Here is a 25102-nt window from a genome sequence, read left to right as displayed (position 1 = left end):
CCAGCTCCATGCCGTCCGCCGCGCCGCCGTTCCTGATCATCGGCAACCCCGGGAACCGGCGCGTCACGCTCTTCCAGGAGGCCCTGGTCCGCGCCGGCCTACCTCCCGCGCACGTGGTGGCGTGGGAGACGGTGGCCCGCGCGCCCGATACCCTCCTGGAGCTCCCCGACACGGAGCGCATCGTCCGCATCGACGCGGCGGGGGAGGACGCGGCCGTGGAGCGCGCCATCCTCCAGCGCGGCTTCACGGATGCGCTCGGCGCGGGCTGCGACACCGTGACGCCCGAGCAACTGGATGCACTGCCGGATGAGCACGGCCGCGTGTTGTGCCCCCGGCAGCACCACCTGGGTTTCCTGCGCGTGCTGGAGGACTTGTCCGATCGGTTCGCGCAGCGTCCCCACTGGCGCGTGTTGTCCTCACCCCGCGCCATCGCGGACCTGTTCGACAAGCGCATCACGTCACGCCGGTACGCGAGCCTGGGCATCCCCGTGCCGCCGTTCCTGGACGTGGATCCGGGCAGCACGCCGGAAGCCCTGCGCCAGGCGTTGCGCGAAGCGAACTTCCGCGAAGCGTTCGTGAAGCTCTCCTGCGGTTCGTCCGCGTCGTGCCTCGCCATGTACCGGCCTGGGCTGGCGCAAGGCTCGTTGCTCACCAGCCTGCACCGGGGCACCACCGGCTGGTTCAACTCCCTCAAGGTGCGCCGGGTGACGGACGCGCGAGAGGTGGACGCAGTGCTGTCCTTCCTCCTGCGCGAGGGCTCACAGGTGGAGGAGGCCCGGCCCAAGGCACGACTGGGTGGGGACCTGTTCGACTGCCGCGTCCTCACGGTGCGCGGCGAGCCCGTCTTCACCGTCGTGCGCCAGAGCCGCCTGCCCATCACCAACCTTCACCTGGGCGGCTACCGGGGAGACCTGGACGCCTTCCACGCAGCGGTGCCACCCAACGAACTGGAGGCCGCGATGGAGAGCTGCCGCGCCGTGGCCCGTGCGCACGACTGCCTCCACGTGGGCATCGACCTGATGTTCGAGGACTTCTTCCACGGCCACCGCGTGCTGGAGGCGAACGCCTTCGGGGACCTGCTCCCCGGCCTCACGCGCGACGGCCTGTCCGTCTACGACTGGGAGATTCGCGAAGCGCTGCGCTGAGCGCCGCCCGTCCACAGCCGCGTCGCCGGGACGCGCTCCAGCAGCCCGGAGCCGAACACGCGATCCAGCTCCAGGTACTCCAGGTGCACGTAGCCGATGTGACACCCGCATGTGTCCTTCGAACACGGGCGCGGCTTCAACGCCGCGTCGAAGTCCGGCGCGTAGAGGTTGCCCAGCGGTTCCTTGATGAAGTGACACCGGTACGCGGTGCCGTCACCGTCCACGGACAGCACGGACTCGCCGCCACGGCAGGCCCGGCCCCGGCTGGGGTGACGGGTGTTGTTCATGGGGAAGAGCGGGTCGATGCGGGTGAAGCGCTCCACGTCCTCGGGCGTGTACGCGTCCAGGCCGTCCTTGACCGCGTTGATCCACAGGTACGTGTCCTCGGGCAGTTCGCGGCGCAGAGCCTCGGCCTCGTCCGCGAAGCGCCGGAAGCCCACCATGCCCGCGCTGTGGCGCACGCCGTGCTCCGACAGCCGCTCGCACTGCGCGAGGAAGCGCGCACGCTTCATCCACTCCGGATGGTACGTGGCCCAGATGCCCAGCTTCTCCGTGCGGCAGTCCGTGAGCCAATCCAGCCGGCAGGAGAGGTTCGTCTGCACCGCCGCGCGCTCCACGTGGGGCAGGTGCGTCAGCCGCGCGAGGGCCTGCTGATACCAGGGCCAGATGAGCGCCTCGCCCCACGGCGTGAAGAACACGGACACGGTGTCCTGCGTGCGCGACTCCACCCACTGGAGGAACCGCTCCAGGTCCGCGCGGTCCTTCGTCAGCTCCTCCTCGCTCTGCTTCCACTTGCCGAAGGGGCAGTACTCGCAGCCGTAGTTACAGCCGGACAGCGGGCCCCGGTAGAGCACGGTGAGCTTCATCGCCAGGCGTACTCCGTCATGCGCGCGCGCACGGCCTCGGAGTCCAACCAGGGACCAATCAAGTCGGAGCGCTCCACGCCCGCGGGAGTGAGCTGGAACACGCCGTCCACGTCGCGCGCCAGCCCGTGCGCCTCCAGCTCCGCGAGCATCGGGAAGTCCGCCTTGGGCTCCGTGCCGAAGCGCTGGCGGTACACGCCCGGGTCCACGCCCTCCGCCAGCAGCGACAGCACCAGGTGCCGGTGGCGCTGCTCGGCCGCGTCCAGCACGAAGCCGTAGCGCACTTCACCGAAGGAGGCCGTGTCCCGTTCGCTGTACGCCTGGATGATGCCGCGCACCTCTCGCGAGGCCACCGCGTATTCGGACGAGTAATGCACCGTGCCCGTGTACGAGCGCGCCCCCACGCCCAGGCCCACCATGCCGTCCTCCTGGCAGCGATACACCGCGCCACGAGCCGCGGGAGCATGCGCCGCGCGGAACATCCGCATGGACACCTGCGTGTAGCCGCGCGACAGGAGGAAGTCCCGGCCGGTCCGGTAGAGCGACAGCCGCAGGTCGTCCCACGCGCGCGACTTCTTGCCCAGGAAGGTGAGGGGCCGCACGTAGAGCGGGTAGAGGTACAGCTCCTCCGGCGAGTGCCGCAGCGCCGCCTCCAGCGAGTGGAGGAACGTCTCCACCGTCTGGCCCTCGATGCCGTAGATGAGGTCCAGGTTGAGCGTGGGGAAGCCCGCGCTCCGCAGCAGATCCAACGTGGCCTCCACCTGCGCCGTCTTCTGCGGCCGCTTCACCGCGGCGACCTCCGCCTCCAGGAAGCTCTGCACGCCCATGCTCACCCGGTCCACGCCCCGGGCCTTCAAGAGCGCGACCTTGTCCGCGTCCACCGTCTCCGGCGACACCTCCACGGACATGGGCACGTCGCGAGGGTCCACGCCCAGCTCCGCCGCCAGATCGAACACCGTCTCCAGCCCCGCGACATCCAGCAGGGTGGGGGTGCCACCGCCAATCGCGGCCCGCGCGAACGTGGTCGCCCCCAGCGCATCCTTCACCCGGTGGGCCTCTCGCTTCAGCGCGGCGAGCCACGCTTCGACGACGTCCTCCTTCGGACCCGCGGCGGTGAAGAGGTTGCAGAACCCGCAGCGCATCTCGCAGAAAGGCACGTGCAGGTAGAGGAACAGCGCGTCCCGCCGCTCCTTCGCCCAGACGTCCTCCAGCGGCAGCGCGGGCGTGAGCGGGCGGTACGCCGTCTTGTGCGGGTAGCCGTACAGGTACGCCACGTACGGCGTCCCTTCGAGCATCGACTCCAGGCGCGTCATGGCTCGGAGTCTACCGGCAGCACGAACTGGCCATAGGGCACCGTCCACACCACCGGGTGCCCCAGCCGGTGCCCCGTGTAGCCGTCCTCGCCGTACGCCGTGCCGTGGTCCGAGCACACGATGCAGAATGCCGGGCCGCGCCGTCGCAGCGCCTGGAACAGGGGCGGCAGCTGACTGTCCACGTACGCCAGCGCCGCCGCGTGCGTCGCCTTGGAGTCCTCCGTCGCCCCGGGCACGTAGTGCCGGTTGGGCTGGTGCAGCGCGGAGACGTTGATGAACAGGAACACCCGCTGCTCCCGGGGCAGCGACCCCAGGATTTTCACTGCGAGTGATGCTTGATTTTCCGTGGATTGGGGATCGGTGACGCCCAGCTCCGGGGCCCAGTGCGCCTCGGAGAAGAGGCCCGGGAGCACTCGGCCCAGGGGGTTCTTCTGGTTGAAGAATCCCGTCCCGCCAATACACACCGTGTGATAGCCGCGCCCGGCCAGCCCCGTGACAAGGTCCGGCGCGTCCAGCACGCAGGTGCCGGGGCCCGTCGTCTCACTGCCCTCGAAGCGCAGGGCGAACGGGCGAGCGTGCCGACCCGGAGTGACGGGGGTGGGGAGGAAGCCCGCGAAGAAGGCCTGGTGCGCGGCGTAGGTGAAGCTCGCCGGGGTGTGCCGCTCCTCCCAACTGCCGCCGGGCAGCAGCGCGGCCAGGGTGGGGGTGCGGCCTGCTTCCAACTCCTCCCGGGCCACGTCGTAGCGGAGCGTGTCCAGCGTGAGGAAGAGCAGGTCGTGTGTGCCGACCAGCGCGTTCAGGTCATGCATGCGGACAAGGCGGGGCGGGGAGGGGACCTCATCGATGGGAGGTCCCTTACCCCGCCCGGGACGGCGGGACTACGACATCGGGACGGTCTCGGCCGGGGGGCGCGGCTGCGCCGGAGCCGGGGTCCGCGGCTGCGCCGGGGCGGCGGCCTCGGGCGGCATGGACTCAAGCGGGCGGCGCGCGGCGTTGGGGTTCCGGGTGTCCACGGTCGAGTTGTAGAGCGTCGTGGCGAAGGTCTGCTGCCCGTTGGTGGACAGCGTGCGGAAGGCGCGGTCCAGCGCCTGCTGGCCGCCCTGCAGGCCCTGGCCCATGGTGCGCTCCACCAGCGCGCGCGCCTGCTGCTCGTTGAGGCGCGCCGTGAACGGGCCGGTGCCGGACGCCGCCGCGTCGTCGCTGGAGAAGGCGCCGCGCGCCATGGCCGCCGCGTTCGGATCCGTGAAGGTCAGCTCGTAGCTCGTCTCCGGAGGCTGGCCGGGACGCGTGGTGGTGGTCGCCACCACGGAGTCGTTGATGGCCGTGCGCGCCCGGCCGTTGCCGTCCGCGCCCACTTGCATCTCCGTGGACTGGGTGCTGCCCGCCACGTTGCGGTCCGTCTGGCGCACGGTTTGATCACCCGCGCCGTCCGCCGTGAGACGCGTCTGGCGCTCGGTGGTGGCCACCTCGCGGCCCAGCACGCGGCCCTCGCGGGTCTGGTCCAGCGTGTCCGTGCGGTTCACGTTGCTCACGCCCGCACCGTTCTCGCGGGGCAGCTGGCCGGTGCGCATGAAGTCGTCATAGGCCGCGCGGCCTTCCGGCGTGCGGATGTTGAAGTCCGCGGACTGGGTGTGCCCCAGGCGCTGATCCTGCCGGCCCTCCAGGCCGCGGATGTTGGTGGCGTCCCGCTGGCGGCCGTCGCTGGTCACCGTGGCGCGCACGGTGTCTTCCGACGTGCGCTGCACCTCATAGCGCTGCGTCTGGGTGCGGTCGTACGACGTGCTCAGCCCCAGCCGCTCGCCCAGCCGGCCCGGGCCCGCGCGCAGGCCCGCGTTGAAGCCCGCCTGGCCCTGGACCTCCGCCCGGGCGCGGGTGCCCACCGGCCACGTCTCCGGAGAGGCGGGGTTGGGCAGCTGGCCATTGCGGATGGCGTCCGTGGCGCCCTCGCGCGGCACCTCCACGCGCAGGCTGCCCTGCAGCCCGAACGAACCACTCGCGTTCGCCGTCCCCAGCCGCGTCGGCACGCCGCCACGGGGCGTCGAGCCGCGGTTGCCCACCTGGCCCTGGGCCTCCAGGACGAAGTTGTCACCCTGCGTCGTCACCCGGGCGCGGCCCGAGGGGCGCAGCGCGGCGGCGGGCGAGAACGAGTCGCGGTTGCGCTCCGCCGCGGCCTGAGCCTCGGGCGGCTGCTGCGCGGGCGCCTGCGGCTGCGGCGCGCTCGCGGGGCGGTTGGCGGGAACCGTCGACTGCGTCGGCTGGAAGGTCGGAGCGGGACGGTTCGGATTGATGGAAGTCATGTGTATTGAGGTTATCGACCTTTCCGACGGTTTGTTTCCGCTCAGTGTGTGGCTCTTACACTCCTGATTCTTGAGAGATTCCGGCTACTTCAGCCCATCCAGAACCACCTGGACCTACTCGGAGCGAACATCCCGGACGCAAAAAGCACGCCCTATTGCAACTGAGTGGCAAGGACTTGAAATACGGTCGTAATACGTATTACAGGTTATTCTCACTTTGAAGGGAGTGCACGACATGCAGAACATGCGGAAGCAGTTCTCGACGTCTCGTGGTGGCTGGCGGCCGGTGACGGCGCTGGTGCTGGGTTGCACCCTGGCGGTTCCGGCTGGAGCGCTCGCGGCGGAGCGCACCCCTTCATCGGCCACGCGGGCTCCGGCGGCGCCGGGCGCGGCGGTGGCGACGGCGCTCAAGGCAGGGGGCACGACGCTGGCCACTCCATCGGGGCTGGTGTTCCACCAGACGGCGCGACCGGTCAGCGGCCTGCGCAGCCTGGACGTGGTGCGGGACACCGGTGTGCAGCTGCACGTCTGGCGCGAGCGGCAGGCGGACGGCACGGAGCGCGCCTTCTCCGCGTACACGCGCGGCGGCTCGGAGCTGCTGGGCCGCGTGCAGCAGGAGGAGTACCTCATCCGGTTGGCGGAGGCGTCGTTCGACCCGCTGGCTCGCACCGCGCCGCTGCTGGGCAACGCGCTGGTGGCGGACCGGGACAACACCCTGTCGCTGGTGCAGTTCCATGGCACGCCGCTGCCGGAGTACCGGGAGACGATCGAGAACGCGGGCGGCAAGGTGCTGCGCTTCCTGTCGGACCACACGTACCTGGTGGAGATGCCGTCGGAGGTCCGCGCGCGGGTGTCCCAGCTTCCGGCCGTGCGCTGGGTGGGGGACTACCACCCGGAGTGGCGCGTGGAACCGGTGCTGCGGGACGCGCTGCTCGGACGGGCGGCGGCGCTGGCACCCCAGCGCTACTCCATCATGCTGGGTGAGGGCGGCGCGGCCCGCCAGGCTCGCGTGACGGCGCTGGTGGAGCGGCTGGGCGGCAAGGTGGACCTGGTGGAGCCGGGCGGCCTGCGCGTGGAGGCCACGCTCAACCAGGAGCAGCTGGCCTCGGTCGCGCGCGCCAATGAGGTGCAGTTCATCGACCGCTGGGGTGGCCCCGGCGAGGTGGACATGGACATCGTGCGCGAGACGGGCGGCGCCAACTACGTCCAGGGGCTCAAGGGCTGGAACGGGCAGGGCGTGCGCGGGGAGATCTTCGACACCGAGCTGCGCACCACCCACCGCGAGTGGCCGACGACGCCCATCATCCACAGCACGGGCACGTCCTCCGGTTCGCTGCACGGCACCAGCTGCTACAGCCACAACTTCGCCAGTGGCGTGGATCCGCTGGCCAAGGGCATCTTGCCGGGTGGGCAGGGCATCTTCTTCCTCTACTCGGAGACCACGCAGTTCGGCGGCACCAAGTCCCGGCTCGCGATGAACCAGGAGCTGCTCAACCCGAACGGCCCCTACCGCGCGGTGTTCCAGACCTCCAGCGTGGGCAGCACGCTGACGACGGCGTACACGACCATCTCCGCGGAGGTGGACGACTACCTGTTCAAGGCGCCCCTCCTCAGCACGCAGTCGCAGAGCAACAACGGCACGCGCAACTCCCGGCCGCAGGCGTGGGCGAAGAACATCGTCTCCGTGGGCGGCATCCGGCACTACAACACGCAGGCCCGCACGGATGATCGCTGGTCGTCGGGCGCGAGCATCGGCCCGGCGGCGGACGGCCGCATCAAGCCGGACCTGGCCTTCTACTACGACAACGTGCGGGGCGCGTACGGCTCCTCGGACACCGCGTACACGGAGTTCAGCGGCACCAGCTCCGCCACGCCGCAGACGGCGGGCTTCTTCGGCCTGCTGCACCAGATGTGGCACGAGGGCGTGTGGGCCGGCCACGGCAAGAAGGCGGACGTCTTCACCAGCCGCCCGAAGATGACCACCGCCAAGGCGCTGATGATCAACGGCGCGTCCAAGTACAACTGGCTGGCCGGCGGCGCCAACGCGGACATCGACCGCAACAAGCAGGGCTGGGGAACGTCGGACGTGAAGCGCCTGTATGACCGCGCCGCGAAGACGTTCGTCGTGGACGAGACGGACGTCCTCGCGCCGCTCGGCTCCCGGACGTACAGCGTCACCGTGGCCAGTGGCGAGCCGGAGCTCAACGTCACGATGGTCTACATGGATCCGATGGGCACGGTGGGCGCGGCGCGGGCGCGCATCAACGACCTGTCCCTGCGCGTGACGGCGCCCAACGGCACCGTGTACTGGGGAAACAACGGCCTGACGGCGGGCAACGTGTCCACGTCCGGCGGCGTGTCCAACAAGGTGGACACCGTGGAGAACGTCTTCCTCGCGAACCCGGCCGCGGGCACGTGGACGGTGACGGTCCTGGCGGATGAGGTGGTCCAGGACGCCCACACGGAGACGACCGCGGTGGACGCTGACTACGCCCTGGTGGTGAGCGGCGTGACCGTCACTTCGAAGTCGCCGTAGCCGTCGCGAGCGCGGGCTCCGGTCGTGTCCGGGGCCCGCGCCGTCGCGGTCAGTGCTCGGCGGGCTGCGCGGGGGCCTGCTGCTGGACCACGGGCTTCGTGGCGCGCTGGAGGACGGGCAGGGACGGGCTCGTGGAGCACCGGCCCGACCTCCTGGGCTTCCGGCGCCTGCCCTTCGTCTCCTGACATACTGGAATCGCCCGAGCCCGAAGAGGTGGATACTCGGGATCCATTGCTGTCAGCTGCTACTGGTCAAGCAGCATCGACGCTTGGATGTCTCAGCCTCAGCTACTTGGTGGCTCGCCGCTCAACCAGAATGCACGGTTGCCGCTGCGCAGCGCCTGCTCCAGGAACTCGGCGAAGCTGGATGCGATGCGCTCCATCTCCTCCGGGAATGTCTCATGGAAGGCGTCGAACAGTGGGTAGTGGCCCGCCTCGCGCTGGGTGCTGTCCAGGACGACGTAGTCGGAGTCCTGCATGTCCACCAGCGTGAATACGGACGGCGCCCCGTCCCGGTCCTCGTCGCTGGCTCGGATGGCCAAGCGGGCGCGGCGGATCTCCGCGAGCGGCAAGACGCGGTAGAGTGCATCGGCCCGTGGCGCAAAGAGTGTGCACCCGTCGCAGTGCAGGTAGAAGGCTCGCAGGTCCTCGTCCAGTTCCCACCCGACGCGCGCCTCGAAGGCGGCCAACTGCGCGAGCGTCGCGGGCGCGTTGGGGAAGTGGCGCCGGGAGACTTCGGCCAGGAGTGAGTCCATGGGCATGACAGTCAATCCACGTAGGGGCGCTCGGGGCCCGGCTTCAGCCACTGGCCACCCGGCGCGTAACAGGCGGGATACTCCCGGTTGAGCACGCCGTGTACGTCGTCGGGCACCGGGAGGACGTTGTCGCGGGCCACTGGCACCCCGCCGTGCCCCAGGTCGAAAATATGGTGCCCCTGCCAGTTCGCACCGCCCGTCGATGGCCAGCCACCGAACTCGCGGCCCCACTCATCGCGGAACGCGTTACGAGAGTTCTTCCATGTGTCCCGGCGCCACTTTCCGTCAGATACCTTCGGGTAGTCGCAGCAGCAGTGGGTGATGGCAAGGCGGCCGCCGGCCTCCGCAGGCAGGAAGAGGTAGCGCCCCTGCCAGTCCCCCTTGATGTCGGCCAGCCACATGCAGCCCATGAGCGGGTAGCCTTGCGCTGCGCATTTCGACTCGCATCGAGACAGGAACGCGGCGCTGCAATGCCAGGGCCCGTAGTAGATGGTCGTGCGGAGCTGTCCGCCGTCCGGAGTTCTGACGACCGACCCAACCCACTTCGCGCGCGCCGGACTGCCGCCCCCGCCGACAGTGGCCGAGCCGCACCCGACGAGGGCGAGGAGCACGGCTGCGCTCGCGAGGCTGCGGATGGTGAAAGTGGCCGCCACTTCAATCCATGACAACACGGCGAAAGCGGCAAGTTAAGTCGGAAAGTCGCGGCGTGCCTTCTGGGTCGCTTCCGTGCGCGGGCTCCGGTCGCATCCGGGGCCCGCGCCGTCGCGGTCAGTGCTCGGCGGGCTGCGCGGGGGCCTGCTGCTGGACCACGGGCTTCGTGGCGCGCTGGAGGACGGGCAGGGACGGGCTCAGCGTGCCCAGGTAGAGCCGGCCGTGGAAGCCTGTCTCGCCCGGCGCGTCGAAGAGGGCCACCTTGCGCGGCGTGTTCGGCTCCTGGCGCGCGTCCGCCGCCGGGTTGATGCCGTGCACGTCACAGTCCACCTGCTGCCAGACGTTGAAGCGGCAGGCGAAGTGGGCGCCGCGCGCGAAGCCCACGTCCAGGGCCCGCACGGGTGAGGAGGGCAGGGCGGCGGTGAGGCGGTGGCCCATGGGTTCGAACTTCGCATCCCAGTTCACGCCACCGGTGCGCACGTGCACGTCGCCCGCGAGCACGAGCATCCACGCGTCCGGGTTCTCCTTGCGGAAGGCGATGAGGTTCGCGGCCATCTCCTCCTCGCGCGCGTTGCCCGCCGCCTGCTTGGAGTCGAACGCCACCACCGACACGGCGTGGCCCTGGTGCCGCAGGCGTCGCGCGGCCTCCAGCAGGTGGATGACGCCCGCGCTGCTGCGGCCGTCCTGATCCACGCGGCGGAAGAAGTCGCTCAGCACCAGAAGCCGCTCCAGGTCCGCGTCCGTGCCGGCGCTCGCCACGTACTCATCCAGCGCGGCTTGATCCACGGACGGCACGGACAGGGCCAGCGCCACGGGGAGCTTCTTCGCCGTGGCGTCGCAGAGCATCCGCGAGGCGGCGTCCGGCAGCTCGCGCGTGCCGATGGGGTCCGCCACCAGCACGGTGCCGCCCTGGGTGAGCAGCGCGTCCACTCCCTCCACGGGATCGCCGCAGCGGGGCGCGGCTTCCGGCGTCTCCGGCGTCCAGCCCGCGACCTTCACGTCGCGCACGGGGATGGACGCCTTGCCGCCGACCAGTTCCAGCGACGGCATCATCTCCAGGCGCATGAGCAGCTTGCGCTCCTGGGGCAGGTCGCGGAAGCCGCGGCGCAGCTTGAAGCCCTCCATCTGCGGGACGCCCTCGAAGGTCTCGTGGGCGAACACCTCGCGGAAGTGGTTGTAGTAGTGGTCGTTGGTCTTCTGGCTACCCGGCTCCGGCATCTGCGACATGGCGTTGTCGTCCGCCTCGCGGTACTGGAGCCGGAAGATGCGCACGATGGACTGGCGCGGGCCGACCTCCTCGGGGCGCACCAGGTAGCGTTCGAAGGTGCGATTGCCGCGGACGTTCACGCCGATCTCCCAGGACTGGGAGTACAGCTCATGCGTGGTGTTGTTCTCGAAGATGTCCAGGCGCTGCTCTTCCAGCAGGCGGCGCGCGACGAACATCGCCTCATCCAGAGGCACCAGGTACACGCGCTCCACGGTGGGGATGGGCTCCGTGTCCAGAGGATCCCCATCCAGCCCACGTGAGACGCCTGTGCAACCCGTCATGCACAGAAGACCCAGCATCCAGTGCATCCGCATGGTCCTGCCCCCTTTCGTGGAAGGGGACGGCCCAAGGCAGCACCATCCCCGGACGCCTGAGTCTAGCACTCCGGGTATGGAAATTGCGCAACCCGGCCGTGAAAGGAACACTCCACACTCCAGATATTTGCTGGAGCGAAGGGGTGCCTCGTGCCGCGAGCTGAGGATTCGTTGGCTCAGGAAGCGACCCGGGTCGTCGAGGCGCTCAACCTCCTGACCGTCCTGGCCGCACCGCGCCTCTACGAGCGGTGGTGCACCCAGGCTCCGGCGGAGGAACTGCGGACCGTGCTCCAGACTCGCATGGCGGCGCTCGTCGCCTTCTGTGAGAAGGCGTGGGGAAGCCCGGATGCGGAGCGCTTCCGGTCAGCGGCTCCCACGGTGCGGGCGCTTACCGAGTCCCTGGCGGCCGCGCCCACCGGCCATCTCCTCGACCCTGGATGGAACGCCCAGGCCCGTGAGTGCCTGGATGCGCTGGGAGTCCAGGCGCCTCCAGGCGGATGGGAGACCTTCGAAGGGCTCCCTCCCTCCATTGATTGATCAGTGCTCCGTGTCCGCGGGCTTCGCGGCGCCCGGCTGCTGCTGGGCCACGGGCGGCGCGGTGCGCTGGATGACCGGGGGTGAGGCGTTGAGGGCTCCTACCCAGAGCCGGCCGTGGAAGCCCGTGTCGCTGGGCGCATCGAACATGGCCACCTTGCGCGGCGTGCCCGGCTCCTGGCGCAGCTCCGGGGTCGGGCTGAGCGCGAAGACGTTGCAGTCCACCTGCTCCCAGACGTTGAACCGGCAGGAGAACTGCGAACCTCGCGCGAAGCCCACCTCCAGCGCCTTCACCGGCGACGCGGGCAGTGCCTTCGTCAGCCGCCAACCCAGCGGCTCGAAGTCCTTGTTCCAGCTCACCGGCTTCGTGCGCACGTGCACGTCACCCGCAAGCGCCAGCAACCACGTGTCCGGATTCGACTGGCGGTACGCGATGAGGTTCTTCGCCATCTCCGCCTCGCGCGCGTTGCCAGAGGCGTTGTTCGAATCGAACGCCAGCACCGTCACGGCGTGCCCCTGCGCGCGCAGCCTCCGGGCCTGCTCGATGAGGCGGAGCAGGGCGCCGCTGCTGCGGCCGTCCTGATACACGCGCCGCCAGAACGAGCTGACCACCAGCAGCCGCTCCAGGTCCGGGCCGTGGCCCTCGCTGGCCAGGTATTCGTCCAGCGCGCCCTGGTCCTCCGACGGCATGGACAGCGCCAACGCCACCGGCAGCTTCTTCTCCACCGCGTCGCAGAGCATCCGCGTGGCGATCTCCGGCAGCTCACGCGTGCCCAGCGGATCTCCCACCAGCACCGTGTTCCCGGCCGTGAGCAGCGGCTCCACTCCCTGCAACGGCGCACCGCACTTCACCGGCGGCGGCTGGGCCGTGTCGTCATCCCAGCCCTCCACCTGCACGGCGCGCACGGGCGCGTTCGTCCTGCCACCCACCAACTCCAGCGACGGCACCATCTCCAGCTTCGCCAGCAGCTTGCGCTCCAACGGCAGGTCGCGCGTGCCGCGCACCATCTTGAAGCCCTCCATGTCCGGCACGCCGTCGAACGTGAAGCGCTCGAACGTCTTCCGGGAGAGGTACTTCTCCTCGTCCGCGATGCGCTCGTTGAGCCACTTGGGCTTCACCTCGATGTTCGTGTCCTGCTCGCGGTAGCTCAGCCGGAAGACTCGGATGACCGACTGGCGCGGCCCCAGCGACGCTCCCTTCACGAAGTAGCGCTCGTAGGTGCGGTTGCCGGGCAGGTTCACCCCGGGCTCGTGCGCGGACGTATAGAGCTCGTGGTGGCCCTCGCGCTCGAAGACGTCGTAGCGCTGCGACTCGAAGACGCGCCGCATGGTGAAGAGCGCCTCGTCCAGCGGGACCAGGTACACCGTCTCCTCGGTGGGGACCTCCTCGTCCTCCGGCGTGTCGGCATGGAGGTCCTTCGTCAGGCTCGCGCAGCCGCCGACGCACAACGACAGTCCCAGCAACCAGTGAAACCGCATGGCATGACCTCCGGCCCACCCGATGTGCTCCGATGTTGCTAGCGACGGGGGTGCGGCGTCCCGGCTCCCACGGCCGGGACGACAGGAATCAGTCTACCGGGAAACGCACGGCAAACACGTGTGTCAGGCAGAACGGGTGGGAGCGGCTCCCTGGCCCGTGAGCGACCGGACGACATCCAGCGCGTGTTCGGCGTGCTTCTTCACCTGGATTTGCGACTCGAACGCGTAGCGGATGGTGCCGCCCTTGTCCGCGACGAACGTCACCCGCCCGGGCAGCAGCCCCAGGAAGTTGGTGCCCACCCCGAAGGCCTTGCGCGCCGCGCCATCCGGGTCGCTGAGGAGCCGGAAGGGGAGGCGGTACTTGGCGACGAACTTCTCGTGGGACTCCGCGGAGTCGCTGCTGATGCCCACCACGTCCGCGCCCGCGTCCGTGAAGTCCTGGTACTGATCCCTCAGGCTGCAGGCCTGGACCGTACATCCCGGCGAGTCGTCCCTTGGGTAGAAGTAGACGACCAGCGCCTTGTCACCCAGCAGGTCGCGCAGGCGCACCGGCGCGCCGCCCGGCCCCTGCAGTGTGACATCCGGAACCGCATCCCCTTCTTTCAGCATCTTGGCCATGAAAGTCCCTCTCCTCCGGGGTGGGAGCATGGACCGCGCACGGCCTGACCCGCAAATCAATCAGGACAACCGGGTTGCCCGGAATTCAAGGGCCTGGGCATTCTTTCGAGGAATGGAGCCACGCGACATGATGGACACCGAGGACTCCCGCCGGGGGCCCTCCCGCGCCGCCCCGGCGGACCGGCTGTACCTGCTGCTCCTGCAAGGGAACACCTCCACGCTGGTGCCGTTGCCCCGGGAAGGGGCGGTGGTGATTGGCCGCGCGGTGGGGGCGGACGTGGTGGTGGAGGACGCGTCGGTGAGCCGCCAGCACGCGAAGGTGGGCGTGGCGGAGGGCGAGGCGTTCATCGCGGACCTGGGCAGCCACAACGGCGTTCGCGTCAACGGCGAGCGGGTGCAGGGGACGCGGCCCTTGGACGGCGGCGACGTGGTGACGCTGGGCAACGTGACGCTGGTGTTCCACCGGGGCGAACGGCCCCTGCCGGAGCGGCGGGCGCTGGAGACCGAAGGGCTGCGGGCCCGGCTCTCCGAGGAGCTGGATCGGGTGCACAGCTCGGGTCTGGCGGTGAGCGTGCTCGCGCTGGAGGTGGAGTCCGCGCGGGTGCCGCAGGTGGAGCTGGTGCGGGCGCTGCACGGCGCGCTGCGGTTGATGGACGGGGTGGGACAGGTGGGTGGCACGCTGATGGTGCTGCTGCCAGACCTGTCCGGCGAGGAAGCGGAAGCGGCGGCGGCGCACCTGGTGTCGGTGCTCACGCCGCTGGCCGGGCGGGTGCGGGCGGGGCTGGCGACCGCGCCGGGGGACGGGATGCAGGGGGACGCGCTGCTGGGCTCGGCGAAGGCGGCGGCCCTGGCGGCGGCGCCCGGCGAGACACGGGTCAGCGGACCTTCGATGTACCGGCTGGCGCTGGGTGAGCGTTCAGTGGTGGTGGCGGACGCGGCGCTGATGCGGCTGTTCGAACTGCTGCGCCGGCTGGCGGCGAGCCCCCTGCCGGTGCTCATCCACGGCGAGACGGGGGCGGGGAAGGAGAACGCGGCGTGGGCGGTGCATCACTGGTCGCCGCGCTCGGCGCAGCCCTTCGTGGCGCTCAACTGCGCGGCGCTGCCGGAGAGCCTGGTGGAAGGGGAGCTGTTCGGCCATGAGCGAGGCGCGTTCTCCGGCGCGGACCGGGCGCGCGCGGGCCTGCTGGAGCGGGCCAGTGGCGGGACGTTGTTCCTGGACGAGGTAGCGGAGCTGTCGCTGCCCATCCAGGCCAAGCTGCTGCGCGCGTTGGATCAGCAGGTGATCACCCGGCTGGGCGATTCGCGCGAGCGGCCGGTGGACCTGCGCGTGGTGGCGGCCACGCACCGGGTGCTGGCGGACGAGGTGAAGGCGGGGCGCTTCCGGCAGGACCTGTTCTTCCGCCTGTCCGCGGCGGTGGTGATGTTGCCGCCGTTGCGAGACAGGCCCCGCGAGCTGCCGTTGCTGGCGCGGGCGTTCCTGGAGGACGCCTGCGCGAGGGCAGGGCGTCCGCCGCTGCACCTGTCCGCCGCGACCATGGAGGTGCTGGGCGCGCACGCGTGGCCGGGCAACGTGCGCGAGTTGAAGAACACGGTGGAGTACGCGGTGGCCACGTCTCCGGGGCCCGTGGTGGAGCCATCGCACCTGCCGGAGTCCCTGCGGGCGCTGCCTCCCCCCGAGCCGGAGGCGGTGCGCGCGGAGGAGGGCGGCACGGAGGCGCCGAGGGTGTTCCAGAACCTGGCGGAGGAGCTGCGGACGCTGGAGCGGCAGCGGATGGTGGAGGCGCTGGAGGCGACGGGTGGGGTGCAGACGCGGGCGGCGCAGCTCATCGGGATGCCGCTGCGCACGTTCGCGTTCAAGCTGAAGCAGCACCGCATCGCACCCTCACGAGGCCGGGGCGCGGCGGGTGAATGAGGAGCGAGCCGCTTCCAGCCTGGCAGCCGCCCGCGACGTTCGGGGAGTACCGCCTGTTGCAGCCGCTGGGACGGGGCGCGATGGGGGAGGTGTACCTCGCGCACGACACGGTGCTGGACCGGCTGGTGGCGGTGAAGTTCATCGCGGGCGTCGCGCCGGATGAAGTGCAGCGCGAGCGCTTCCGCACGGAGGCGCGGGCCATCGCGAGGGTGCAGCATCCAAACGTGGTGGGCATCCACCGCGTGGGCGAGGTGAAGGACCGGCCCTATCTCGTCTCGGAGTTCTTGAGAGGGGACAGCCTGGACCGGCTGGCCCGGCCGGTGCCCTGGATGCGGGTGCTGGAGATTGGCATCGGGCTGGCGAAGGGGCTCGCGGCGGCGCATCGGCAGGGGGTGCTGCACCGGGACCTCAAGCCCGCGAACGCGCTGCTGACCGAGGACGGTCAGGTGAAACTGCTCGACTTCGGCGTGGCGAAGCTGCTCGACGTGGCGATGGCGCCCGTCGGGCCCGTGCGCCCACCGGAAGGAGCAGGTCCCCTGCTCGTGGAGGGCGCGGCGACGGTGGATCTGCCCGGCGTGGAGGATTCGCGACGGACCTCGACCGTCGATGTGCCGAGGCAGGGGGCCGCCACGGGCCGTCCAGGGACGGCGGCCTCGGATCCTGGCCTCGCACTGCGGACCGCGACGTCGACGCCACTCCCGCCGGAGCGCCTCCTCGGTCCCGCGGACCTGCTGGCCACCGGCCGCATCGGGACACCGCTCTACATGGCTCCGGAGGTCTGGCGAGGAGAACCGGCCACGGTCCGCAGCGATCTCTTCTCGCTGGGCGTGCTCCTCTACGAGCTGTGCGGCGGCCCCACGCCCGGACCGCTCGCGGAGGCCCCCCGACTCCCCCGGAGCTTCGAGCCCCTGGACGTCGTGGTCCCCGGCGCCGATGCGACGTTCGCCGCCATCCTCGCCCGCTGCCTCGCGCATGATCCGTTGGCGCGCTTCGAATCCGCGGACGCCCTGCGCGAAGCCCTGGAGTCCATCACCTCGCGCGGCGTCACCCCGGCCATCGCGCCCCCGCGTCCACGGTGGCTGCGCATCACCCGCGTGCTCGCGCTCCCGGGGCTCGCGGTGGCCATCCTCGCTGGCGGCGACTGGTGGGGCGAACGCTCCCGGCGCATCGACGCGGAGCAGGCCATGGCCTCCGCCTCCGCAATCCTCGACGAAGGCCGCGCCCTGGACACCCGCATCGAAGCCCTCCGCACGGAGGCCTTCACCGCGTTCGACACCGACCGCTCCTCGGAAGCGGAGGCCTCCTGGGCCCAGGCCCTGGAGCTGGGCGCGAAGCAGGCCCGCCGCTACGAAGACGCCAGCACCGTCCTCGAAGCCGCGCAGACACGCGTGGGCCGGGGCGCGAACCTCGCCCTGGATCAACGCGTCGCGGAGGTCCTCCTTCAGCGGATCCTCTTCGCGGAGCGCGACCGCGAATCCGGCGTCCAGACCACGCTGACCCAACGCCTGAACGAACTGGACCCGAGCGCCCGCACGAGCCAGAAGCTGACCGCCCCCGTCCGGATGGAGCTGGACAGCGATCCCCCTGGCGCCGTCATCCATGTTGAATCCTTCGAGCCCCAGCCCGGTGGCCCGCCGCGCTGGTCCGAGCCCAGGGCCTTCGACAAGACGCCCATGACCTCCGGCCTCACGCTGGAGCCCGGCTCGCACCGGCTGACCTTCACGCTCCTGGACCGACCTCCCGTCCACTACCCGGTCATGCTCACGCGCGGAGAGACCTTCCAGGCGAAGGTCCCCATCCCCGAACACGTCCCGGAAGGCTACGTCTACGTGCCCCCCGGCCGCTTCCTCTACGGCAGCGGCGACGACGAGACCATCCGCCGCACTGTCATCCGCACGCGCCCGATGCACCGGCTCACCACCGGCGCCTTCCTCATCGCGCGCCACGAAGTCACCTATGCGGACTGGCTCGCCTGGCTGCGCGAACTGCCTGCCTCCGAGCGCGCCGCGCGCAGGCCCCGGGGCACCAACTACTTCGGCACCATCGAGCTGCGCCCGGCCAACGACAGCACCTGGACCTTCCACCTGGAGCACGAAGGCGTCACATACCAGGCGAGGGAAGGGGAGCCACTGCGCTACCAGGAACGCACCCTGCGCGCCGAACAGGACTGGCGCCGCTTCCCCGTGTCCGGCATCTCCTGGGAGGACGCCCGCGCGTACACCGCGTGGCTGGATGCCACCGGCCGGCTGCCCCGCGCACGCCTGTGCTCCGAACGCGAATGGGAGCGCGCGGCCCGGGGCGCGGATGGACGCGACTACCCGCACGGCCCGGTGCTCGCGCCGGATGACGCCAACTTCGACGCCACCTACGGCCGCAAGCCGCGCGCCTTCGGGCCGGACGCGGTGGGTTCGCATCCCGCGTCGGACAGCCCCTTCGGTGTGGCGGACCTATCCGGCAACGTGTGGGAATGGCTGGTGACGGACACGAACAGCACGCCTGCGTACGGCGGCGGTTCGTTCTACCAGGACGCGCTCACCGCCCGCGCCCTCAACCACGGCGACGGCGAACCCCGCACACGCTTCCCCTTCATCGGGATGCGCGTGTGCGCGTCCATGCCCTGACGCCATGACTCAGAGGTCCCGCCCCGGCAGCTGCCCCACCGCGGGCAGGAAGCCCAGGTCGCGCACGAACGTGAAGGCGCCCGGGTTCAGGGTCGCCGTGGCGTAGACACCAAGCGTCGGGTGCCTCCACAGCTTCAGCGGCCGCCGCTGTCCCTCGCGGACCGGGTCGACGGAGCTGTAGATGTAGCCCTCGACGGCCCCATCCCCCGCGAGCGGTCTGCGCGAATAGCCCGCCGCCAGTTCGCAGTCCTGCCGGTCCGTGAGCAGCATGCGCCCGGTGGACGTTCCGCAGCGGTACAGCGGCTTGATGAACGGCTTCATCCGCGCCATCACGCCATCGGGCAGCGTGGGGGACAGGATGGGCCCTTCGACCCGCACCGGGGAGTAGTCGGTGGGCGCCGCGCTCCCCAGTCCCTCCATCGCCAGGATGAAGGCCCCCGGCAGCGCGCCTCCCGCGGATTCGCCTGGGATGCCCTCGACGGCGGTCGTCGTCACGTAGTCGGTGGTGCCCTTCTTGAACAGCACCAGCGCGCGGTCGATGAAGAGCGAATAGGACACCAGCATCCGCTGCGCCGTCCCGTGGAAGTCCACCTGCTCACAGGTGAGCTTCGGCACCGGAATCTTGAGCGCCTGGTCCACGCAGGTGGCCTCCGCGGCCAGCGTGTCCCAGCGCTTCTTGCCCAGGCACAGCGGACGCGCCAGGCCGCAGGAGTCCATCGTCCACACCGCCTCCAGCGCGTAGCCATCGGGTACGAGCGTCGCAGGCAGGTTGCCGTTCTGGCTCAGGACGGCCGCGTTCTCCGGCCCCATGAACGCCAGCGGTGTCCCGTCCAGCGTGTTGCTCCGGCCCTCGCCGCAGTAGTCCGCCACCGCCATGCGCGTGCACAGCTGGTGGTACTCGCGCGCGACGGTCTCCGGGTACTCCGTGGCCCAGGGCGGATAGCCCCAGTCGATGCACTTGGCGATGACGCCGCCGCCCACGAAGAACGGCTTGCTGGAGCTGCCCTCGTTCTTCGGCGCGCAGGCGAAGGTGAAGAAGTTCGGGTTCTCCAGCAGCTCCCCGGACGTGGACCACGCGTGCGGCACCGACAGCGCGTAGCCGCTGCCGGTGGGACACAACGGCGTCGCGTTCTTGTCATCCGTGAAGGCCTGGACCCGGTACTCCCAGCGCGCCTTGCCGACGCTCACGTTGCCGGTGTCGCACGCGGAGGTCGGCGGCGTGATGTCCTCGTGACAGCGGACCGCCTCGATGACGAGCTTCACCGTGCGGCCCTCGAACGGCGCGCGGAACACGGCCTTCTCCAGCGTGGGCCCCTCCAGGATCCGCTTCACCGGCATGGGCGTCCCCTCCACTGCGCAGTTCTGGGTCACCCTCAGCCGGCCCTCCGCGATCGTTGCCACCGGCTTCCCGCAGTCGGGCTCCCCGGGGGCGTCGGGCACCTCCACCGACCGCAACGGCACGTTGATGAACTCGAAGCGCCCGGAGCCGTGCAGCTGCGTGCCCTGCGCGCTGTTCGTCGGGGGAGGTTCCGCTCCCGCGACCGCGCTCCCCAGGCACAGCACTCCCGCCAGCAACCGCTTCCAGCCCGTCATCGTCCCCACGTCCACGGCTCCCATTTCTTCCGCGCGCGGGCGGAGGTCACCCGCGCCTCAATGCGAGCCGGATGCCAACGCCCCGCCCGACGCACGGCCGTGGTTTCCCCCCATGCAACTCCTGCCGGACATGCAACCCCTGCACGGGTCCGCGCCGCCTCCCGTGCAGGTCTTGCATCCCGAACCGCTCAGAGATCGCGCGCCGGCAGCTGTCCCACCGCCGGCAGGTAGCCCAGCTCCCGGACGAGGAAGAACCCGGGCTGGGCCTGCGTGGACGTGGCGTAGACGCCCGGCGCCACCAGGGACCGCCACAGCTTCAGCGGCCGGCGCTGGCCCGCGCTGGTGACGTCCACGGAGCTGTACACGAAGCCTTCGATGCCCTGGTCTCCGTTGAGGGGCTGGAGGGCGAAGCCCGCCAGGCGTTCACACTGGTGATCGTCCGTGAGCAGGTAGCGCCCGGTGCTGTTCGCGCACCGGTACAGCGGCTTGATGAGGCTGCCCAGGCGCGCGCGGATGTCGGCCGGCAGCTTCGAGGAGAGGATGGGCCCCTCCTTGCGCTGCGGCGTGAACGGCGTCACGTCCGCCGCTCCGTCCGCATCCAGGTCCAGGTGGACGCCGGTCACGCTGCTGCCGCCTTCGATGGTCGACTCATCCACCGTCACCGCGGTGGTCGTCACGTAGCCGTTGTTGGCGGCATCCTTGAACATCACCAGCGACCGGTCGATGAAGAGCGAATAGGACACGAGCAGCGTCGAGCTGGCATAGGCCGACAGGTTCAGGGACTCGCAGGGCCGCGTCGCGCGCGGGGCCAGGAGGAGCTTGCGGTTCACGCACGTGGCCTCCAGGGGCAGCGTGTCCCAGCGCTTCTTGCTCAGGCACAGCGGCCGCACTCCGCCGCAGTCATCCACCTTCCACACGGCCTCCAGGGAGTATCCCTCCAAGGTGACCGGCAGGTTTCCCGCGTTCAGTTGGATCGCGTCATGGGGGCCCATGAACTTCAGCGGCGTCCCGTCCAGCGTGTTGCTCCGGCCCTCGCCGCAGTAGTCCGCCGTGGCCATGCGCGTGCACAGCTGGTGGTACTCCCGCGCGACGCCCTGCGAGGACGTCGCGTTCCAGGGCGGATAGCCCCAGTCGATGCACTTGGCGATGACGCCGCCGCCCACGAAGAACGGCTGGCTCGTGCCCTCGTCCTTCGGCGCGCAGGCGAAGGTGAAGTACTCGTAGTTGGGGATCAGCTCGCCGCCCGTGGACCACGCATGCGGCACCGCGAGCGCGAATCCGCTGCCCGTGGGGCACAGCGCCTGGGGCGCCGCGTCCTCCGTGGACGCCGTCACGCGGTACTCCCAGAACGCCTTGCCGTCAGCCACGTTCTGGTCCGTGCACGGGAAGGTGGGCGCCGTGATGCCGACGTGGCACCGGACCTGATCGATGGTGAGCTTCACCGAGCGCCCCTCGAAGGGCGCGCGGAAGGACGTGCCCACGAGGCCCACCCCCTCCAGGACCCGCACCGGCATCGGGGGATTGCCACCCGTACAGATCTGGACGCCGACCAGCCGCCCGCCAGACATCGCCGCCATGGGTGGCTCGCAAACCAGCCCGGTGGGAGGCGCGGAGACCTCGATGGAGTTCAAAGGGACGTTCACGTTCTCGAAGCGCCCCGAGCCGTGCAGCTTCGTGCCCTGCGCGCTGTTCACCGGCGGCGGATCCGCCTCCGCGCCCAGGGCCGTCAGGAGCCCCATCGCCAGGCACCACCGCGTCAACGTCCTGCCGCTCGCCTTCATGTGTCCATCTCCACAGGCCTTCGAATCCGTGGGGCGCACCATCGCGTCCCCGCTGCATATGGAACGGACCGTGCGCGTGAAGTTGGCTACGGATTTCTGTTTTGTGCGGAGCGCGCAAACCTTGCCGTGCATGCAAGGTTTGCCGTGCCGCGCATGCGAGGAGCGTGTGCAAGCCTTGCACGCTCCGAGCGCGGCGCGATGCGGCGGGCGATCCAGCTTCCGTGCCCGGGCGGCATCGCCCAAGATGCATTTCCTTCCGAATTTCCCCCGCATTTTTCCGCAAAGAGGAGGGGAGCATGGCCTTCCACCCCCGCGGCCTCGTGGCCGCGCTCGCGCTGTTCTCGCTGTCCGGTCCCGCACTCGCGCAGGCCCCCGCCGCGCCGCCCAAGCCGCCCGCGAGTCCAGAGGATGAACGCGCCGCGTTCGTCCGGTCGCACTTCACGAAGTACGAGGTGCGCATCCCCATGCGCGACGGCGTGAAGCTCTTCACGACGTTCTACGTCCCCAACGACGCGAGCCCCCAGAAGCGCTATCCCGTGCTGATGATGCGCACGCCGTACTCGATCCACCCCTACGGCGCGGGCCGCTATCCCAAGACCCTGGGCCTGCCCGGCTTCGAGAAGGAGGGCTTCATCTTCGCCTTCCAGGACGTGCGCGGCCGGTTCATGTCCGAAGGCGAGTTCGTCAACGTGCGCCCCCACCGCGACACCAAGAAGGGCAAGGAGGTGGACGAGAGCAGCGACACGTACGACACCATCGACTGGCTGGTGAAGCGCGTGCCCCACAACAACGGCAAGGTGGGCATGTGGGGCGTGTCCTATCCAGGCTTCTACACGTCCGCGGGCGCCATCGATTCGCATCCCGCGCTCAAGGCGGTGTCGCCGCAGGCGCCCATCGCGGACTGGTTCTGGGACGACATGCACCGGCATGGCGCCCTCAACCTGCAGCTGGCGTTCAGCTTCTTCTCCGTCTTCGGCAAGCCCCGGCCCGCACCCACGGATGACGTGGAGTGGAAGCCCTTCGACTTCGGCACCCCGGACGCCTACCAGTTCTTCCTGGACCTGGGCCCGGTGGCCAACGCGGACGCGAAGCACTTCCACGGGGACGTGGCCTTCTGGAAGGACATCACCGCGCACCCCAACTACGACGCCTTCTGGCAGGCGCGGAACCTGCTGCCGCACCTGAAGAACATCAAGGCGGCGGTGATGGTGGTGGGCGGCTGGTACGACACGGAGGACCTCTACGGGCCGCTGCGCACGTACGCCGCCATCGAGAAGCAGAACCCCGGCATCGCCAACACGCTGGTGATGGGCCCGTGGCCCCACGGCGGGTGGATGCGCGGGGAGGGCGCGTCGCTGGGAGACGCGGACTTCGGCTTCCCCACCAGCGCCACGTACCAGGACCTGGTGCTGGCCTTCTTCAAGCAGCACCTGAAGGGCGGCCCGGACGCGGCCGTGCCGGAGGCGCTCGTCTTCGAGGGCGGCGCCAACCGCTGGCGCCAACTGGACGCCTGGCCGCCCAAGGGCACCAAGGAGACGCGCCTGTACTTCCAGCCGCAGGGCGCGCTGACGTTCCAGGCCCCCAAGGCGGCGGCGCCGTCGTTCGACGAATACGTGAGCGACCCGGCGAAGCCCGTGCCGTACACGCAGGACCTGAGCCCCGGCTGGTCCAAGTCGTACATGACGGAGGATCAGCGCTTCGCCTCGCGCCGGCCGGACGTGCTCACGTACCAGACGGAGCCGCTGACCCAGGACCTCACGCTCGCGGGCCCGCTGGAGGCGGAGTTGTGGGTTTCCACGACGGGCAGTGACGCGGACTGGGTGGTGAAGCTGGTGGACGTGAACCCCGGGAAGGTGCCCGGCTGGACGAAGGAGCAGGACCAGTCCGGCGAGCACAACCGGGGCGCGCAGCAGACGCTGGTGCGAGGGGAGCCGTTCCGCGGCCGCTTCCGCGACAGCTACTCCCAGCCCAAGCCCTTCACGCCCAACGAGGTGACGAAGGTGCGCTTCATCATCAACGACGTGTTCCACACCTTCCAGCGAGGCCACCGGCTGATGGTGCAGGTGCAGTCGAGCTGGTTCCCGTTCATCGACCGCAACCCGCAGACCTACGTGTCCAGCATCTACGAGGCGAAGCCCACCGACTTCGTGCGTGCGATGCACCGGCTGCACCACACGGCGGCCCAGCCCAGTGCGTTGAAGGTGAACGTCCTGCCCGCGTTGGACGAGTAGATCCCCGGTCCGCTCGCGCGCGGTCTGCTAGGCTGCGCGCCCGCCACCACGCGGGTGGCCCTTCACCGGGCCGCGCGCCACGACACGCCATGACGGGAGGGACATGACCGGTCACGACCGGCCCGACGCTGGGCGGGTGTTGCTCGACGGAAAGTTGGGGGAGGGGGGCGGCCACGTCCTCCGCTCCGCGCTGTCCCTGTCGCTCATCACCGGCCGTCCCTTCCAGCTCAGTGGGCTGCGCGAGCAACGCGACCCGCCGGGCTTGCGTCCCCATCACCTGGCCTACGTGCGAGGCGCGGAGGCGCTGAGCGGCGGCACCAGCGAGGGCGCCTCCGTGGGCTCCACGGAGCTGCGCTTCACCCCCGGCCCAGTGCGCGCGGGGGACTACCTGCTGGAGGCCGGCGCGTCCGGCAGCACGCCCCGGCTCTTCCAGTGTCTGGTGTACCCGCTGGCGCTCGCGGGCGGCGGAAGGCTCACGCTTCGAGGCGCCACGCACCTGCGGGGCGGGCCCAGCTTCCACGAACTCGTCGGCGCGTGGCAGTCGGTGGCGCGCGCGTACGGGTTGCCCGTGCAGTTGTCGCTCACCCACGCGGGCTTCCTTCCGGAGGGCGCGGGCGAGTTCACCGCGGAGGTGGGCGCCCCGGCCGAGCCGCCCGTGCGCGTGGACCTGCCCGCGCGCGGTGTGCTGCGAGAGGTGCGAGTGATGTCCGTCGTGGGCGGGCTGCCCTTCGCGGTGGCGGAGCGTCAGTCCCGCGCCGCGGTGGCCGCGCTGCGCGAGCGGGGCATCCTGGCGGAGGCGGACAACCGGCCGCTGGCGGTGACGCGCTCGCAGGGCTCGGCGACGCTCGTGCTGGCGCAGTTCGAGCACACCGTGGCGGGCTTCACGTCGCTGGGCGAGCGGGGCCTGGACGCCGAAGGGGTGGGGCGCGAGGCGGCGGAGGCGCTGACCCGCTTCATGGAGACGGGCGGCGCGCTCGACGAACACCTGGCGGAGCAGTTGCTGCTGCCGGCGGCGCTCCTGGCGTCAGGGAGGCTGGGGGCGGTGACGCCGGGAACCACGCGCTTCACCGCCGCTCGCATCACCGACGAGCTGACGGTCCAGGCGGAGGTGCTGCGGCGCTTCCTGCCGGTGCACCTTCAGGTGGATCCGGGCGGAAGCGTGGAGATCCGCCCGGCGTGAGGAGGGAAGGGCG

At 70.5% G+C, this 25102-nt stretch carries 18 protein-coding genes; 7 read left to right on the top strand and 11 right to left on the bottom strand.

All coding sequences use genetic code 11. The features are described from left to right. The first annotated feature begins 8 nt into the window (after positions 1–8). Positions 9–1145 (top strand): STM4014 family protein, encoded by a 1137-nt coding sequence (locus tag D7Y04_RS34740; RefSeq protein ID WP_121762103.1) that lies wholly within the window; start codon positions 9–11, stop codon positions 1143–1145. Here the strand turns inward: D7Y04_RS34740 and D7Y04_RS34735 are convergent. The 4 genes from D7Y04_RS34735 to D7Y04_RS34720 all read right to left on the bottom strand — a co-directional run bounded on the left by D7Y04_RS34735 (position 1112) and on the right by D7Y04_RS34720 (position 5618). Beyond that, positions 1112–2011 carry an STM4011 family radical SAM protein gene (locus D7Y04_RS34735; protein ID WP_121762102.1) on the bottom strand — a complete coding sequence of 300 codons (900 nt, stop codon included), beginning with the start codon at positions 2009–2011 and terminating at the stop codon, positions 1112–1114. The two genes, D7Y04_RS34740 and D7Y04_RS34735, sit on opposite strands and share 34 nt — an antisense overlap. Continuing rightward, positions 2008–3321 (bottom strand): STM4012 family radical SAM protein, encoded by a 1314-nt coding sequence (locus tag D7Y04_RS34730; RefSeq protein WP_121762101.1) that lies wholly within the window; start codon positions 3319–3321, stop codon positions 2008–2010. Before D7Y04_RS34730 ends, D7Y04_RS34735 begins: the two co-directional genes overlap by 4 nt. Continuing rightward, positions 3318–4130, bottom strand: a complete 813-nt coding sequence (locus D7Y04_RS34725) for an STM4013/SEN3800 family hydrolase (protein ID WP_121762100.1) — start codon at positions 4128–4130, stop codon at positions 3318–3320. Before D7Y04_RS34725 ends, D7Y04_RS34730 begins: the two co-directional genes overlap by 4 nt. A gap of 69 nt (positions 4131–4199) precedes the next feature. Then, the gene (locus D7Y04_RS34720; protein ID WP_121762099.1) at positions 4200–5618 is read right to left on the bottom strand and encodes a hypothetical protein; all 1419 of its coding nucleotides are present in this window, start codon (positions 5616–5618) and stop codon (positions 4200–4202) included. Between the two features lie 235 nt (positions 5619–5853). Here D7Y04_RS34720 and D7Y04_RS34715 point away from each other — a divergent pair, with 235 nt between their 5' ends. Then, complete coding sequence (locus D7Y04_RS34715) at positions 5854–8154, top strand: S8 family serine peptidase (protein ID WP_121762098.1); 2301 nt, start codon at positions 5854–5856, stop codon at positions 8152–8154. Between the two features lie 283 nt (positions 8155–8437). On the opposite strand, the gene D7Y04_RS34710 is transcribed toward D7Y04_RS34715, so the two are convergent. The 3 genes from D7Y04_RS34710 to D7Y04_RS34700 all read right to left on the bottom strand — a co-directional run bounded on the left by D7Y04_RS34710 (position 8438) and on the right by D7Y04_RS34700 (position 11125). Continuing rightward, positions 8438–8914: an SMI1/KNR4 family protein gene (locus D7Y04_RS34710; RefSeq protein WP_120595741.1), complete on the bottom strand. Its 477-nt coding sequence runs from the start codon at positions 8912–8914 to the stop codon at positions 8438–8440. 5 nt (positions 8915–8919) lie between these two features. Continuing rightward, a complete protein-coding gene (locus D7Y04_RS34705) occupies positions 8920–9561 on the bottom strand; it encodes a hypothetical protein (RefSeq protein WP_233601718.1) in 642 nt (213 codons plus the stop codon). 115 nt (positions 9562–9676) lie between these two features. Beyond that, positions 9677–11125, bottom strand: a complete 1449-nt coding sequence (locus D7Y04_RS34700; RefSeq protein WP_233601717.1) for a hypothetical protein — start codon at positions 11123–11125, stop codon at positions 9677–9679. A 186-nt stretch (positions 11126–11311) separates the two neighbouring features. Between D7Y04_RS34700 and D7Y04_RS34695 the strand changes: the two genes are divergently transcribed. Further along, on the top strand, positions 11312–11677 hold the full coding sequence (locus D7Y04_RS34695) for a hypothetical protein (protein ID WP_121762096.1): 366 nt from the start codon (positions 11312–11314) through the stop codon (positions 11675–11677). Here the strand turns inward: D7Y04_RS34695 and D7Y04_RS34690 are convergent, their stop codons facing one another. Both D7Y04_RS34690 and D7Y04_RS34685 read right to left on the bottom strand, forming a co-directional pair. Continuing rightward, positions 11678–13153, bottom strand: a complete 1476-nt coding sequence (locus D7Y04_RS34690) for a hypothetical protein (protein WP_121762095.1) — start codon at positions 13151–13153, stop codon at positions 11678–11680. 123 nt (positions 13154–13276) lie between these two features. Next, positions 13277–13771, bottom strand: coding sequence for a peroxiredoxin (locus tag D7Y04_RS34685; RefSeq protein ID WP_120595737.1), 495 nt, complete (start codon positions 13769–13771; stop codon positions 13277–13279). A 127-nt stretch (positions 13772–13898) separates the two neighbouring features. On the opposite strand from D7Y04_RS34685, the gene D7Y04_RS34680 reads away from it, so the two are divergent. Then, positions 13899–15683 (top strand): sigma 54-interacting transcriptional regulator, encoded by a 1785-nt coding sequence (locus tag D7Y04_RS34680; RefSeq protein ID WP_253908874.1) that lies wholly within the window; start codon positions 13899–13901, stop codon positions 15681–15683. Beyond that, positions 15680–18304 (top strand): bifunctional serine/threonine-protein kinase/formylglycine-generating enzyme family protein, encoded by a 2625-nt coding sequence (locus D7Y04_RS34675; protein ID WP_121762094.1) that lies wholly within the window; start codon positions 15680–15682, stop codon positions 18302–18304. The genes D7Y04_RS34680 and D7Y04_RS34675 overlap by 4 nt, the downstream gene beginning before the upstream one ends. Positions 18305–18313: 9 nt before the next feature. On the opposite strand, the gene D7Y04_RS34670 is transcribed toward D7Y04_RS34675, so the two are convergent. Next, positions 18314–19921 carry an ADYC domain-containing protein gene (locus D7Y04_RS34670; protein WP_121762093.1) on the bottom strand — a complete coding sequence of 536 codons (1608 nt, stop codon included), beginning with the start codon at positions 19919–19921 and terminating at the stop codon, positions 18314–18316. A 164-nt stretch (positions 19922–20085) separates the two neighbouring features. Next, positions 20086–21678 carry an ADYC domain-containing protein gene (locus D7Y04_RS34665; RefSeq protein WP_121762092.1) on the bottom strand — a complete coding sequence of 531 codons (1593 nt, stop codon included), beginning with the start codon at positions 21676–21678 and terminating at the stop codon, positions 20086–20088. Between the two features lie 296 nt (positions 21679–21974). On the opposite strand from D7Y04_RS34665, the gene D7Y04_RS34660 reads away from it, so the two are divergent. Both D7Y04_RS34660 and D7Y04_RS34655 read left to right on the top strand, forming a co-directional pair. Next, positions 21975–23909, top strand: coding sequence for a CocE/NonD family hydrolase (locus tag D7Y04_RS34660; protein ID WP_121762091.1), 1935 nt, complete (start codon positions 21975–21977; stop codon positions 23907–23909). Between the two features lie 103 nt (positions 23910–24012). Beyond that, a complete protein-coding gene (locus tag D7Y04_RS34655) occupies positions 24013–25089 on the top strand; it encodes an RNA 3'-terminal phosphate cyclase (RefSeq protein WP_121762090.1) in 1077 nt (358 codons plus the stop codon). The last annotated feature ends 13 nt before the right edge of the window (positions 25090–25102 follow it).

Source organism: Corallococcus sp. AB038B (assembly GCF_003668955.1).
Classification (GTDB): Bacteria; Myxococcota; Myxococcia; order Myxococcales; family Myxococcaceae; genus Corallococcus; species Corallococcus exiguus.
The sequence above is the reverse complement of the archived record's forward strand: the minus strand, read 5'-3'. Positions and strand labels throughout refer to the sequence as shown.

Coding starts and splice junctions, on each gene's coding strand:
- D7Y04_RS34740 (WP_121762103.1), top strand. CDS start 9: ATGCCGTCCGCCGCGCCGCCGTTCCTGATCATCGGCAACCCCGGGAAC.
- D7Y04_RS34735 (WP_121762102.1), bottom strand. CDS start 2,011: ATGAAGCTCACCGTGCTCTACCGGGGCCCGCTGTCCGGCTGTAACTAC.
- D7Y04_RS34730 (WP_121762101.1), bottom strand. CDS start 3,321: ATGACGCGCCTGGAGTCGATGCTCGAAGGGACGCCGTACGTGGCGTAC.
- D7Y04_RS34725 (WP_121762100.1), bottom strand. CDS start 4,130: ATGCATGACCTGAACGCGCTGGTCGGCACACACGACCTGCTCTTCCTC.
- D7Y04_RS34720 (WP_121762099.1), bottom strand. CDS start 5,618: ATGACTTCCATCAATCCGAACCGTCCCGCTCCGACCTTCCAGCCGACG.
- D7Y04_RS34715 (WP_121762098.1), top strand. CDS start 5,854: ATGCAGAACATGCGGAAGCAGTTCTCGACGTCTCGTGGTGGCTGGCGG.
- D7Y04_RS34710 (WP_120595741.1), bottom strand. CDS start 8,914: ATGCCCATGGACTCACTCCTGGCCGAAGTCTCCCGGCGCCACTTCCCC.
- D7Y04_RS34700 (WP_233601717.1), bottom strand. CDS start 11,125: ATGCTGGGTCTTCTGTGCATGACGGGTTGCACAGGCGTCTCACGTGGG.
- D7Y04_RS34690 (WP_121762095.1), bottom strand. CDS start 13,153: ATGCGGTTTCACTGGTTGCTGGGACTGTCGTTGTGCGTCGGCGGCTGC.
- D7Y04_RS34685 (WP_120595737.1), bottom strand. CDS start 13,771: ATGGCCAAGATGCTGAAAGAAGGGGATGCGGTTCCGGATGTCACACTG.
- D7Y04_RS34680 (WP_253908874.1), top strand. CDS start 13,899: ATGATGGACACCGAGGACTCCCGCCGGGGGCCCTCCCGCGCCGCCCCG.
- D7Y04_RS34675 (WP_121762094.1), top strand. CDS start 15,680: ATGAGGAGCGAGCCGCTTCCAGCCTGGCAGCCGCCCGCGACGTTCGGG.
- D7Y04_RS34670 (WP_121762093.1), bottom strand. CDS start 19,921: ATGGGAGCCGTGGACGTGGGGACGATGACGGGCTGGAAGCGGTTGCTG.
- D7Y04_RS34665 (WP_121762092.1), bottom strand. CDS start 21,678: ATGAAGGCGAGCGGCAGGACGTTGACGCGGTGGTGCCTGGCGATGGGG.
- D7Y04_RS34660 (WP_121762091.1), top strand. CDS start 21,975: ATGGCCTTCCACCCCCGCGGCCTCGTGGCCGCGCTCGCGCTGTTCTCG.
- D7Y04_RS34655 (WP_121762090.1), top strand. CDS start 24,013: ATGACCGGTCACGACCGGCCCGACGCTGGGCGGGTGTTGCTCGACGGA.